The 13,338-nt window shown below is 67.7% G+C and carries 8 protein-coding genes; 3 read left to right on the top strand and 5 right to left on the bottom strand.

All coding sequences use genetic code 11. The features are described 5' to 3' along the window. Positions 1-2: 2 nt before the first annotated feature. Together ABDW31_RS12045 and ABDW31_RS12040 are read right to left on the bottom strand one after the other, a co-directional pair. Positions 3-227 (bottom strand): YbdD/YjiX family protein, encoded by a 225-nt coding sequence (locus tag ABDW31_RS12045; RefSeq protein WP_184718619.1) that lies wholly within the window; start codon positions 225-227, stop codon positions 3-5. Then, positions 220-2,271, bottom strand: coding sequence for a carbon starvation CstA family protein (locus ABDW31_RS12040; RefSeq protein WP_184718617.1), 2,052 nt, complete (start codon positions 2,269-2,271; stop codon positions 220-222). The genes ABDW31_RS12045 and ABDW31_RS12040 overlap by 8 nt, the downstream gene beginning before the upstream one ends. Positions 2,272-2,462: 191 nt before the next feature. On the opposite strand from ABDW31_RS12040, the gene ABDW31_RS12035 reads away from it, so the two are divergent. Next, positions 2,463-4,643 (top strand): TonB-dependent receptor, encoded by a 2,181-nt coding sequence (locus ABDW31_RS12035; protein ID WP_184718615.1) that lies wholly within the window; start codon positions 2,463-2,465, stop codon positions 4,641-4,643. Continuing rightward, positions 4,643-5,773, top strand: coding sequence for a PepSY-associated TM helix domain-containing protein (locus ABDW31_RS12030; protein WP_184718613.1), 1,131 nt, complete (start codon positions 4,643-4,645; stop codon positions 5,771-5,773). The genes ABDW31_RS12035 and ABDW31_RS12030 overlap by 1 nt, the downstream gene beginning before the upstream one ends. Positions 5,774-5,775: 2 nt before the next feature. Here ABDW31_RS12030 and ABDW31_RS12025 read toward each other — a convergent pair whose 3' ends face one another. Beyond that, positions 5,776-6,711, bottom strand: coding sequence for a hypothetical protein (locus ABDW31_RS12025; RefSeq protein ID WP_184718611.1), 936 nt, complete (start codon positions 6,709-6,711; stop codon positions 5,776-5,778). A 226-nt stretch (positions 6,712-6,937) separates the two neighbouring features. On the opposite strand from ABDW31_RS12025, the gene ABDW31_RS12020 reads away from it, so the two are divergent. Next, positions 6,938-8,296 carry an NCS2 family permease gene (locus ABDW31_RS12020; RefSeq protein WP_184718609.1) on the top strand — a complete coding sequence of 453 codons (1,359 nt, stop codon included), beginning with the start codon at positions 6,938-6,940 and terminating at the stop codon, positions 8,294-8,296. Positions 8,297-8,319: 23 nt separating this feature from the next. Here ABDW31_RS12020 and ABDW31_RS12015 read toward each other — a convergent pair whose 3' ends face one another. Continuing rightward, positions 8,320-9,918 (bottom strand): adenosine deaminase, encoded by a 1,599-nt coding sequence (locus tag ABDW31_RS12015; RefSeq protein ID WP_184718607.1) that lies wholly within the window; start codon positions 9,916-9,918, stop codon positions 8,320-8,322. Positions 9,919-9,983: 65 nt separating this feature from the next. Continuing rightward, on the bottom strand, positions 9,984-13,226 hold the full coding sequence (locus ABDW31_RS12010) for a TonB-dependent receptor (protein WP_184718605.1): 3,243 nt from the start codon (positions 13,224-13,226) through the stop codon (positions 9,984-9,986). Positions 13,227-13,338: the final 112 nt, after the last annotated feature.

Raw genomic sequence — 13,338 nt, 5'->3', positions numbered from 1 at the left:
GCTCAGCAGCAGCGGAAGCCGCCGCCGCCCGCCCCGAACCGTCGCGCCTCGTGCAGGCGGAAGAAGGCGGTGCGGTCCATCGGCGGCTCGTCGGGATGCCGATTAGCGGCATGACGGACATAGGCGTCGTAATCGGGCTGACCGATCATCAGATTGGCCGTCCGCTGCGCCGCCTTGCCCCACGAGATCGCCGCGTCGCGGCAGCGGCAGAAGAGGTCCTCACGCATGGGCGGCCTCCGGGATTTCGCGCACGGTCGGGCCTTCGGCGCGCAAGGCTTTCAGACAGGCGCCAATCCCGTACAGGGTCACCACCACCACCACGAACAGGAAGCCTGCCGTCAGCGCCGAGTTGACGTAGTCGTTGACGATGACCCGATGCATGTCGGCCGCGGTCTTGGCCGGCCCCAGGACCCGATCGTCGGCCAGCGCCGCCTGGTACTGCCGCGCATGGGCCAGGAAGCCGACGCGGACATCCGGGTGGAACAGCTTTTGCAGGCCCGCCGTCAGGGTGCAGATCAAGAGCCACACAGTCGGCACGGCCGTGACCCAGGCATAGCGCTGCTGCTTCATCTTGAAGAGCACGACGGTTCCCAGGATCAGCGCCACCGCCGCCAGCATCTGGTTGGCGATGCCGAACAGCGGCCACAGGCTGTTGATGCCGCCCAGTGGATCGACCACGCCGGTATAGAGGAAGTAGCCCCACAGCCCGACCGTCAGCGCCGTGGCCGCGACATTGGCGGTCCACGACTGGGTCTCGCGCATCTTGGGCACGGCCAGGCCCAGCAGGTCCTGAACCATGAACCGGCAGACACGGGTGCCGGCGTCGACGGTGGTCAGGATGAACAGCGCCTCGAACAGAATGGCGAAGTGATACCAGAAGGCCATCATCGCCTGGCCGCCGATCACCGACGACAGGATATGAGCCATGCCGACCGCCAGGGTCGGCGCGCCGCCGGCCCGCGAGAGGATCGAGTTCTCGCCGACGTCGCGGGCGATCTGCTCCAGCTGGGCCGGGGTGATGTGGAAGCCCCACTGGGCGACGGCGGCCGCGGCGCTGGCGGCGTCCTTGCCGATCACCGCAACCGGGCTGTTCATCGAGAAATAGACCGCCGGATCCAGGACGGTGGCGGCGATCAGGGCCATCACCGCCACGAAGCTCTCGCACAGCATGGCGCCGTAGCCGATCAGCGGGATCTGGCTCTCGTTCTCCAGCAGCTTGGGCGTGGTGCCCGACGAGATCAGGGCGTGGAAGCCCGACACCGCGCCGCAGGCGATGGTGATGAACAGGAACGGGAACAGCGCGCCGGCGAAGACCGGGCCGGTGCCGTCGATGAACGGCGTCACAGCCGGCATCTGGATGTGCGGACGCACGATCAGGATGCCGACGGCCAGGCCGGCGATCGCGCCGATCTTCAGGAAGGTCGACAGGTAGTCGCGCGGAGCCAGCAGCAGCCACACCGGGATCACAGAGGCCACGAAGCCATAGGCCATCATCGCCACCGCCAGGGTCGGCCCCGTCAGGGTGAAGGCCGGACCCAGGGTCGGATGCGCGGCCACGTGACCGCCGCCGATAATCGCCAGCACCAGCAGGACGACGCCGATCAGCGACACCTCCCCCACCCGGCCGGGTCGCAGATAGCGCGTGTACAGGCCCATGAAGATGGCGATCGGGATCGTCGCGGCGACGGTGAACGCCCCCCACGGGCTCTCGGCCAGCGCCTTAACCACGACCAGGGCCAGCACCGCCAGGATGATGACCATGATCATCAGCACGCCGACCTGGGCGATGACGCCGGGGATCGGGCCCATCTCGTTGCGGATCATGTCCCCCAGCGACTTGCCGTCGCGACGCGTCGACAGGAACAGGACCATCATGTCCTGCACCGCGCCGGCGACCACGGCCCCGACCAGGATCCAGATCACGCCGGGCAGATAGCCCATCTGGGCGGCCAGCACCGGACCGACCAGCGGTCCCGCACCGGCGATGGCGGCGAAGTGGTGGCCGAACAGGACGTTGCGAGGCGTCGGCACATAGTCCAGGCCATCATCGCGACGCACCGCCGGGGTCGGCCGCGAGCCGTCCAGCCGCAGGACCTTGCCGGCGATGAAGCGGGCGTAGAACCGATAGGCCACCACGTAGGTGCACAGCGCCGCCGTCACCAGCCAGATGGCGTTGACGCTTTCGCCGCGATTGAGCGCGACGACGCCGAACGAGACCGCCCCGATCAGGGCCAGCGCCCCGAACACCAGATACGTCCTAGCCTTGCCCACGATCGCGGATCCTCCCGATGCGCGCCGGCGGCGACGCGTGTCCGGAAGGTTCTAAAGAGTTTTGCCCGCGCGCGGAAAGGCGTGGCTTGAAAGCCACGACCATCAAATGATGCCATACGACGATATTGCAACTTAATCGCAATCACAGCATACGGCGGCAGCATTTCTCATCCGGCTGCTCCGAGGGCGTCATGACCAACCAAGTTTCCAGTGCGCGCCTGCGGCTCATGTTCCTGGCCGGCCTCAGCCTGACGGCCTTGGCGCAAGGCGCCGCCGCCCAGACCCGCGCCCCGGAAACCGACGTCGATCAGGTCGTGGTCACCGCCGCCCGCACCATCCTGCCGGCCAGCGCCCTGCCCCTTACGGTGGATGTCGTCAACAACGAGACGCTGAACCAGCAGGTGGCGATCAGCGGCTCGATCATCGACGCCGTCTCGACCCTGTCGCCGTCGTTCTCGCCCACCCGCCAGAAGCTGTCGGGCGCCGGCGAGAGCCTGCGCGGCCGCTCGCCGCTGTACGCCATCAACGGCATCCCGCAGTCGACGCCGATCCGCGACGGCTCGCGCGACGGCTACACGATCGACGCCTTCTTCATCGACCGCGTCGAGCTGATCTATGGCTCCAACGCCCTGCAGGGCATCGGCGCCACGGGCGGCGTGGTGAACCAGGTCACCGTTGGCGCGCCTAAGCAGGACGGCATTTCGGGCCGCACGCTGATCCAGGCCTCGGGCGCCGACGACCTGGGCGACTCGGTGGGCGGCAAGATCGCCGGCCTGGTCAGCTGGCGCTCTGGCGCGTTCGACGCCACCGGCGGCGTCGCCTACGAGACCCGCGGCGCGTTCTATGACGGCAACGGCCGCCGCATCGGCATGGACACCGCCCAGGGCGACGTCCAGGACAGCAAGACCCTGTCGCTGTTCGGTCGCGTGGGCTGGCAGCTCAGCCCCAGCATGCGCCTGGACCTGATCGGCAGCCGCTTCGAGCTCAAAGGCGACGGCGACTATGTGACCGCCCCGACCGCCGGCCGCACGCCGGCGACCGCGATCTTCCCGACGGACGCCAATATCGCCCTGCGCCTGCCGACCACCAGCGTCCGCGGCGTTGTCCCGGGCGATCCGGCCGCCAACCGCGTCGAGACCATCTCGGCGTCGCTGGTCAATGACGACCTCTATGGCGGCGTGCTGAACGCGCAGCTGTTCTTCAACCGCACGCGCGACACCTTCGGCGGCGACATCAGCACCACCTTCCAGGACGCCAGCATCGCGCCGAAGGGAACGCTGTTCGACCAGTCCGCCAACCGTTCCCGTAAACTGGGCGTACGGATGAGCTACGAGCGCGCCGTGCCGGGTATTGAGGGCCTGGTCGCCACCGCGGGCCTGGACGCCCTGACCGACACCACCGCCCAACTGCTGACCGCCACCGGCCGCGCCTGGGTGCCGCCGACCAAGTTCCAGAGCATCGCCCCGTTCATCCAGGGCAACTACGCCCTGCTGGACGGCAGACTGCGCTTGGCCGGCGGCGTGCGCTTCGAGAACGTCGAACTGAAGGTCGACGACTTCACCACCCTGGCGTCCTACGGCTCGCAGCAGGTCGGTGGCGGTAATCCGGAGTTCAAATCCACCCTGCTCAACGGCGGCGTGGTCTTCGAGCCAGTCAAGGGCATGCGCCTGTATGGCAGCTATGCCGAGGGCTACACCGTGCCGGACGTTGGCCGCATCCTGCGCGGCATCAACATCCCCAATCAGGACGTCGACACCTATCTGGCGATCGAGCCGATCGTGTCCAACAACCGCGAGCTGGGCGCCGAGTTCAAGCGCGGCCCGGTTGACGCTAGCGTCGCCTACTTCTGGTCCAAGTCGAAGTACGGCCAGTTCCTGGTCCGCAACGCCGGCGGCATCTTCGACGTCCAGCGCCAGGGCGTGGCGATCGAGGGCTTGGAGGTCAATGTGAAGGCCCGCACGCCCGTGCCCGGCCTGGACATCTCGACCGGCTATGCCCGCCTGCGCGGCCAGACCGACACCAACAAGGATGGCAAGGTCGACACCCACCTGGACGGCGCCAACATCTCGCCCGACCGCCTGAACCTGGCCGCCGATTACCAGACCGGCAAGTGGGCCTTGCGCTTGCAGGTGCAGAAGTACATGTCGCGCAACATGCAGACCGCGACGGTGAAGGACGACTTCGAGGGCTACACGGTCGCCGACGCCTTCGTGCGCTACGAGCTGCCGGTCGGGGCGCTCTCGCTGGGCGTCCAGAACCTGTTCGACAAGCAGTATATCACCTACCACTCGGACACGACCGCGCCCGCGGTGGACAAGTTCTATGCCGGTCGCGGCCGCACCGCGACGCTGGGCTGGGAAACGCGCTTCTAATGAAGACCCTGCGTCTGCTGCACCGCTGGGCGGGAGGCCTGATCGGCCTTCTGCTGGCGCTCCTGGCTCTGACCGGCACGCTGCTGGTGCATGAGGACGCCTATCTGCGCGCCACCGTGCCCCATGCGACCGACGCCCAGCGGCAGGACACCGCCACCCTGGCGGCGACGGCGACGCGGGTCTTCGGCGCGCAGGACCGCCCGCGCTCGATCGTGCTGGCGTCAGAGGATCAGGGCCTGAACCGGCTGAGCTACAAGGCCAAGGAACGGGGCGCCTATACCGACCAGGACGGCGAGATCGTCCTGGCCTGGGCCTCCAAGTGGGCGCGGCCCGAGCTGTGGCTGTTCGACTTCCACCACTACCTGTTCGCCGGCGACGTGGGCAAAACCATCGCCGGCGTCTCCGGCCTGGTGGGGCTGGGCTTTGTCGTCACAGGCCTGATCCTGTGGTGGCCGACGCGGCGGATGTTCCACCTGCGCGCCTGGCCGCGGATGATGAAGCGGGCGGCCATCGTCCACCACCACCGCGACCTGGGCGTGCTGGTCGCGCCGCTGTTGATCATCGGCCTGACCACCGGCGCGGCCATGAACCTCAAGTGGTTCTCGCAGGCCCTGCGCGCCCCGTTCACCGCGCCCGCGGTGATGCAAGAGGCCTCGGCCCTGCCCAAGATCAAGGGCGGCAAGCTGGCCAAGGACCTAGACTGGGCCAAGGTGATCGGCGCGGCCCAGGCTCGCTATCCCGGCGCCGAGGTCCGGATCATCACGCCGCCGGCCAAGGCGGGCGGGCTGATCTCGATCCGCCTGCGCCAGCAGGCCGAGTGGCTGCCCAACGGCCGGACCATGGCCTGGTTCGATCCTGCCGACGGCCGCATGGTCGCCACGCGCGACGCCCAGACCCTGCCCCTGGGATCGCGGATCACCAATGCCGACTTCCCGCTGCACGCGGCCAAGATCGGCGGCCTGCCCTATCGCCTGGTGATGACGGTCTCGGGCTTGGCCCTGACCCTGCTGGGCACGCTGGCCGTGGTGACCTTCTGGGGCAATCCCAGTGGCTTGCCCAAGCGCAAGAAGAAGGCCGCGGCCAAGAGCGCCAAGACGACACCCCTGCCCGCGGCCGGCAAGACGGCCTGAGGCTACTTGCTGGTCATCTCCGGGTGGATGCGCAGCGCATCGCCGACGCGCGGCTTGCCGGCCAGACCGGCGATGCGCGGCAGGGCGGCGATCACGACGTCCAGCGAGACCTTGTTCAGCGAGCGGTAGATCGCTGTCAGATCCTCGAACTTCCACTCGCCCAGCCCCTCGGCCGGGTTCGAGATCACCACCAGGCTGGCGTAGTTGATACCGGCCATGCGGGCATAGGACATCTCCGAGCCGACGTTCATGGTCACCATGTCGCCGCCGATCTGCTTGAAGAAGCGGATCTCGGCCGGGGTCTCGAAGCGGCCGCCGGCGGCCTGGATCACGACCCCGCCCTTGTGGACCTTGATGCCTTTCGACGCCGGATCGGCGGCCAGGCGCTTGCGGGTCTCGTCCAGCAGGATGTCGTCCAGCAGCGGATCGGTCGCCGGCACATAGCGCGGCAGGATGGTCTCGCCGGCGGGAAAGATGCTTTTGGGCAGGCCGCGCGGGCGCGAGATGTTGAAGTCGATGAAGTCGCTGGGCACGACGAAGTCGCCGGTCTTCATCTCGGGATTGATGCCGCCGGCCGTGGCGCCGCCGATCGCTTCCTTGACGCCCATCTTGTAGAGCGCCGTCCAGGTCTCGACCCAGCGGCCCTGACCGTGGCCATGGACATAGTAGAAATCGACGCCATTGGCCTTGCCGCAGATGATCTCCGGCGACTCGCCGACCGGCGTCTGGACGCGGAACCTCGTGCCGAGATAGCTGGAGTTCAGCAGGGCGTCGTTCAGATAGGTGCCGCCGATCACCGCGATCGTGGCCTTGCACGGCGGCGTCGACACGACCTGTGCCGAAGCGGCCGCCCCCATCGCCAGCATCCCGGCCAGGCCGAACCCGGCGGCGAGCTTCAGGACCAGGCCAGCCAGGCGCCCACGCGGTGAGCGAGCCACGCCAACGCTTTCAGCATCGACCGCCGATCGCAGGTCCGTAAGTAACAGCTTCATTATGTAAAACCCCATGCCATCGCGACACGGCTATGTGTCTAGCCACGAAGGCCGCCGCCCGTCGCCGAGACGCGCGCCTCTTCGCGGGCTAGCGGCGCATCCGCCGTCAATTGCCCTGTTATTGGCGTGCCGGCGCCCTCCGCGGGGGCACGGCGAAGGATCGGGAATAACCATGAGTGGTGAGACGGCGCCGGGCGCGCCAACAAAGACGGCCGCGTTGGACCGTCACTTCGGGATCAGCGCGCGCGGCTCGACCGTGCGCACCGAGATCCTGGCCGGAGCGACGACCTTCATCGCCATGGCCTATATCATCATGGTCAATCCGGCGATTCTGTCGGACGCTGGCCTGCCGGTCGCCGCCGTGGCGGTGGCCACCTGCATCGCCGCCGGCTTCGCCACCCTGGCCATGGGCCTGGTGGCCAATGTGCCCCTGGCCCTGGCGCCGGGCATGGGTCTGAACGCCTACTTCACCTACACCGTCGTGCTGCAGATGGGCGTACCCTGGCAGGTCGGCCTGGGCTGCGTGTTCCTGTCGGGGGTGATCTTCCTGCTGCTGACCGTGGCCGGCATCCGGCAGATGATCATCGCGGCCATTCCCGTGCACCTGTTCGCCGCCGTGGCCGGCGGCATCGGCCTGTTCATCGCCTTCATCGGCCTGAAGAACGCCGGCATCGTGGTTAGCAACCCCGCGACCTTCGTGGCCATCGGCGACCTGAAGCAGCCTGGACCAGCTCTGGCCCTTCTGGGCCTGCTGGTGATCGCTGGCCTTAGCGCCTGGCGGGTGAAGGGCGCGCTGCTGATCGGCATCGTCGTGACCAGCATCGTGGCCTGGCTGTGTGGCCAGGTGCATTTCACGCCCCAGCCCTACAGCCTGACGGCCCTGACCGAGACGGCGTTCAAGCTGGACATCGCCGGCGCCCTGGGCTTTGGCGGCGGGCACGGCCTGGGCCTGATCGAGATCATCTTCGTCTTCCTGTTCGTCGATATCTTCGACAACATCGGCACCCTGGTGGCGGTGACCAAGCGCGCCGGACTGGTCGACGCGGCCGGCAAGATCCCGGGCCTGAACAAGATCCTGACCACCGACTCCGTCGCCACCATGGTCGGCGCCGTGGCCGGCACCAGCACCGTGACCAGCTATGTCGAGAGCGCCGCGGGCGTGCAGGCCGGCGGCCGCACGGGCCTGGCCTCGGTGGTGACCGGCATCCTGTTCCTGCTGGCGGTGTTCGTCGCGCCCTACGCCCAGTTGGCGCCCGCGGCGGCCACCGCCCCGGCCCTGATCATCGTCGGCGGCCTGATGATGGCCCCGCTGGCCGAGGTGGATTGGGACGACGCCTATATGGCGGTGCCGGCGTTCCTGACGCTGATCATCATCCCCCTCACCTTCTCGATCGCCAACGGCCTGGCGTTCGGCATCACCGCCTTCGCGGCGCTGAAGATCGTGCGCGGCCAGGCCAAGCGCGGCGACTGGCTGCTGTTCGTGCTAGCGGGACTTTTCGTAGCGCGGTTCGTGTGGATAGCGGCGGGCTGAGCCCCGCCGCCTACTCAATAGCCCTACGGAGCCAGCTTCGGGACGATGGTCTTCATCTCCATCTCGAAGGCGTCGAAGGCCCGCTCCAGTCGCCACTGATCGCGCGCCTTGGGACTGGCCTTCAGCACCGCATCGCACGCCGCCGTCGGCGTCGGTGCGTTCAGTCTGGCGCACGGCCCATCCCACAGGCTGGCGCCCTGCAGGAACGAATAAGTCAGGCTGTTGCGCGACATCTGCTTCAGCTGGCCGTAGCGGACGCCCTGCTCCAGCACCGCACGCATGTACTCGTGGGTCAGGTCGCTGCGTGACACGCCCAGGTCGTCGGTCGACAGCGTCACCGGCACACCGGCGGCCATGTAAAGCGGCAGCGGATGGTCCTTGCCCTTCACGCCCAGGATCACGTCGTTGCTGGTCAGATTGATCTCAACCGCGATCTTGTCCTTGGCCATCCGCGCCAGCAGCTTGTCGGCGTCGTCCTCGTAGGCGACCGCCACGCCGTGGCCGATGCGCTTGGCGCCGGCCACCTCGACCGCCTCTGTGATGTGGAAGCGCAGGTCGCGCGGCGGCGTCAGGCCCATGGCCAGCTCGCCCGCATGCAAGGTCAGCGGCACATCCGGATAGAGCGTCTTGAAGAAGGCGAACATCCGCATGTGCAGGCGGTAGTCGCGCACCGACACCGGACCGTCCTCGGGCTCCAGGATGTTGATGCCGACATAGCGCGGATCGGCTTTCACCAGGGCGAAGGCGGCGGCCATCTGACCGAACACCACCTCGGGCGGACGCTGGCGCGAGATCGACAGCAGATAGCGCAGGGTGACGTCGCAGGCGGCTTCCGGCTTGGCCGTGCCGCAACGGTTCAGGGCGGCGATGGCCTTGTCGTTGGCGTCAGCGCCCGCGGTCGCCGCCGGCGTGGCCTTAGCGATGACGGGCTTCAGCTGATCCAGCCGCGCCTGCAGGATCTTCGTATCCAGGCGCTGGGGCGGCGAGCCATCGGTCGTCTGGACCCACGGGTCGACCCACGGGATCGCGGCCGACGCCTCGATCACGGCGCGCGAGGCGCTCGAGCCGGCCATCAGCTCCAGATACAGGGTGTTGTCGAGCGCGGCCTGACGCAGGGCCTCGGCCTGGATGCGCACGCCGCGGTCCTCACCCCCGCCCCGGCCCGAACGGCCGAAGGTGCGGAAGAAGCGGCGGTGGCCGGAGATCTCGGGCTCGCCCACGCCCTGCTCGAACCGGCGGGTGGACAGGGCGTCGACGATGTCGCTGTAGAGGTCGGGGTCGCGCTCGGGCAGGCCCTTCAGCACCACCAGATCGGCATTGCCCTCGGCCCCGCACGGCGCGGCGACGAGGGACTGGCTGGTCTTCGAGAAGCATCCGCCGGCCGCCGCGGCCCAGGCGATGAAGTCCTCGGCATAGGTGCCGCCGCCGGCGTGATTGTGCAGGTCCGCGCCCTTGGGCAGCTTGGTCAGCAGGATGCGCAGCAGCGGCGGCGAGGCCGCGGCCTTGGCGAAGACGGCGTCCAGAGCCGGGTCCGGCGCGGCCTGGGCCCAGGCCGGAGCGCCCGACGCCAGGCAGGTGGCGGCCAGCAGGGCCGCGAGCCCCTTCTTGTGTGCAAACGTCATGCGCTTCCCCCCATATGAAAACGGCCTCGGCGCGGACGCCGAGGCCGTTGCTTAAGCTATACCGATCAGAACTCGAAGCGAGCGCCCAAACGCACCCGCCAGACGCCCAGCTGGGCGTTGGCCTGCAGGGTCGGCGCGGTGAAGGCGGTGTAGGAGTACTGGTTGCAGCTGCTGCCGACCTGCTGGGCGCAGGCGACGTTCACCACCGAGGTCAGCGGGTTGTAGGTCCGGTACGACCCCCAGTCGCTGTTGATCAGGTTCAGGACGTTCTCGACGTCGCCGAACAGCTTGAAGCGGGCCGAGGACAGCATCGGCACCGGCAGCTCCTGTTCGATGTGCAGGTCGACCTTGAAGTAGTCGGGCGACTTCTCGGTGTTCTTGCCGATCACGCCCTGGTCCAGCTTGTTGGACTGCACGAAGGCGCGGAACGCCTCGTACACCGCCGTCGAGGCGTAGGTGACCTTGGAGTCGGCGGTCATGCTGGAGACGTCCGGCACGTACAGCAGATAACGGTTTGTGCCGCCAGTCGTGCCGAACAGGGTCGAGCGGCTGTTGGACGCCGTCGTGTTCATGGTCAGGCTGTAGGGCGAACCCGAGCGCAGCTCGCCGAACAGGTTGAAGCTGGTCTTGTAGTCGCCGAAGAACGCGTGGCTGTAGTCGATGTTGAACTTCCAGTTGTCGCGCACTTCATAGCTCGAACGGCCGTAGGCGGGCTGGTTCGGATCGACCATCGGCTGGCCGCCATAGGTGCCGCTGGCGGTCGAGCCGCCCGAGGCGTAGCTGCCCATGTCCGATAGCGACTTGACGTCCGAGTACGTGTAGCTGACGCCGGTATCCAGGCCGAAGTCGAACGACTTGCTGGCGCGGGCGACGGCGATCAGCGACTTGCCCTTGTCGGTGTACATCATGGCCAGGTCGCTGTTGGCCGTGTTGGTATAGGTGTCGGCGTAGATCGGACGGCCGTCGGGCGCCGTGCCCACCTGGGTCAGGCGCTGGTCGATGTAGTAGGCCGCGCTGTCGGTCTTGCCGTAGAACAGGTCGGCCCCGAAGCGCCAGCCGTCGCCCAGCCGCTCGCCGAAGTCGGCCACGTAGTCGACCGACAGATTGGTCTTCCACTGGGCCGGCAGCTTGAAGGTCGGGGGCATGAACGAGGTCGGCGAGGCGCCGAGGGCGGCGGTGTTGGTCTGCAGATAGCTGAGCACCAGCGGGTCGATCTTGTTGCCCTGCACGTTGTTCAGGGCCGCGTTGCAGATCGCCGCGGCGTTGGCCACGGTGGTGGGGATGGTGCAGCCCGTACCACCGGCGGCGCGACCGACGGTGATGGTGTTGGTGAACACCCCGGCCGCCGAGAAGCTGTTGCCGACGAAGACGTCCGGCGAACCGCCGTTGAACAGGCCCAGGCCGGTGCGCAGCGTCAGGCGATCGGTCGGACGCCAGGTCAGGCCGACACGCGGCTGGACCACCAGGTTGCCGTCGATATTGGCGTTGTTGGCGAAGCCGTAGCGATTGACAAACGACTGCTTCAGCGGCGCCCGGTCATCCATCTTGTAGCCGTCGAAGCGAACACCGGCGGTCACGTTCAGCTCAGGCGTGATGTCGAAGCTGTCCTGCAGGCCGAAGGTGATCTGGTCGTAGTTGAAGCTGGCGCTGACGTCGTCGAGCGAGCCGGTGATCGAGTATTGATAGACCAGCTGGCCGGCCTGGCGGGCCTGGAAGTCGGCGATGGAGTCGAAATAGTAGGTGCCCAGCGAGTTGGCCACGAAGGTGTTGGTGATCTTCAGCTTGCTGTAGGCCGCGTGCAGCTTGAAGGCGTGGTCGCCGAGATTGTAGCGGGCGACGAACTCGGCGCCGTACTGCTTCTGGCCGACGATGTCGGCGTGGCTGAAGGCTTCGGTGCCGAACACCAGGCGCGGCGTGCCGGTCTGGGTGCACTGGTTCAGCGAGCCGACCGAGGTCGGGTCCAGACAGACCGTGATGTCGCTGTAGCCCGGCGAGCCGAATGAGATCGGGGCCTTCATGGAGTCGCGGTAGTTGACCCGCAGCTCGGTGCTGAAGGCGTTCGACCAGTTCGAGTTCAGCTGCAGGGCGTGGGTCTCGACCCGCTCGGGCTCATGGGTGGCGTACGAGCCCAGGCCCAGGCCCGGCGAGGTGATCGACGAGGTGCCGCCGCTGAGAGCCACCGTCTCGCCCTTGTTCTGGATCGTCGAGTACGACAGGCGGTGATTGTCGGTGATGTTCCAGTCGAGTTTCAGCGTCCACTTCTTGTCCATTTCCGGACGGCTGGTGGCCACGCCGAGGGTGTCATAGTTGTAGACCGACTTGGCGATCGAGCTGACCTGATCGATCTGGGACTGGGTCAGGTTGGGCACGGCGTTGCCCGTACCCGGCGCGCCGAACACGGCCGGCACCGTCTCGTTCAGCTTCTCGTAGGCGAACGCGAAGAACAGCTTGTCCTTGATGATCGGGCCCGAGATGAAGCCGTTGTAGGTCTTGGACGTCATCTCCTGCGAGAAGGACGCGCCTTTCGACTTCGTGCCCATCAGGCTGTCGTCGGAATAGGTGTAGCCGGCCGCGCCGGTGAACTTGTTGCCGCCCGAACGCAGGACGACGTTGATCGAGCCGCCCTGGAAGTCACCTTCGGCGATGTCGTAGGGCGCGATCTTGACCGACAGCTGCTCGACGGCGTCCAGCGGGATCGGGCCGCGGGCGCTGGGCAGGCCGCCCTGGTTCAGACCGAAGTTGTCCGAGAAGCGCACGCCGTCGACCGAGAAGCGGTTGGTGCGGCCGTTCTGGCCGGCGATCGAGACGCCGCGGGTGCTGGGGTTGAACGAGGCGAACGGGTCGCGGCGGGCGATGTCGCGGATGTCGCGCGAGACCGAGGCGACGCTGGCGATGCTGTCGCGGTCGAACACCGAAACCATCGGGCCCGAGCGCTCGGCGCGGGTGGCGGTGACGATCAGCTCGTCGACCTGACTGTCGCCGACCGCGACTGGCATGTTGTAGGGCTGGCCGACCGTCAGGAACACGTTCGGCGAGGTCACCGGCGCGAAGCCCGGCGCGGTCACGGTGACGGTGTAGGGGCCGCCCGGACGCAGGCCAGTCAGGTTGAAGGCGCCGGCGCTGTTGGTCGTGGCGCTGGCGGTCGTGCCCGACGGCTCGTGCACCGCGCTGACGCTGGCGCCGACGGCGACCACGCCATTGGCGCTCACCGAGCCGCGGATCGAGGAGGTCGTTTCCTGCGCGACCACCGCCGTCGCGGTGGCCGACAAGGCAAGCGCGATGGCGCTCGCAGCATATAGGTGTCGCATCTGGGTCCCCTGGATGGTGGTGCGCTGCGGTCCCCCCGAGCCACACCGAACTGAAGCCGTTACGCCTACTGCGCCCCATGCCGCGTCCACGCGCGACGAAGCGCGCGGCGAG

Origin of the sequence: Caulobacter sp. (assembly GCF_039596335.1) — a bacterium.
Classification (GTDB): domain Bacteria; phylum Pseudomonadota; class Alphaproteobacteria; order Caulobacterales; family Caulobacteraceae; genus Caulobacter.
Note: the sequence above shows the minus strand (reverse complement) of the source record. Positions and strands in the feature narration are given on the sequence as shown.

Bases quoted from the DNA above. Each gene is read 5' to 3' on its own strand.
- ABDW31_RS12045 (WP_184718619.1), bottom strand. From the start codon at position 227: ATGCGTGAGGACCTCTTCTGCCGCTGCCGCGACGCGGCGATCTCGTGG.
- ABDW31_RS12035 (WP_184718615.1), top strand. From the start codon at position 2,463: ATGACCAACCAAGTTTCCAGTGCGCGCCTGCGGCTCATGTTCCTGGCC.
- ABDW31_RS12030 (WP_184718613.1), top strand. From the start codon at position 4,643: ATGAAGACCCTGCGTCTGCTGCACCGCTGGGCGGGAGGCCTGATCGGC.
- ABDW31_RS12020 (WP_184718609.1), top strand. From the start codon at position 6,938: ATGAGTGGTGAGACGGCGCCGGGCGCGCCAACAAAGACGGCCGCGTTG.
- ABDW31_RS12015 (WP_184718607.1), bottom strand. From the start codon at position 9,918: ATGACGTTTGCACACAAGAAGGGGCTCGCGGCCCTGCTGGCCGCCACC.
- ABDW31_RS12010 (WP_184718605.1), bottom strand. From the start codon at position 13,226: ATGCGACACCTATATGCTGCGAGCGCCATCGCGCTTGCCTTGTCGGCC.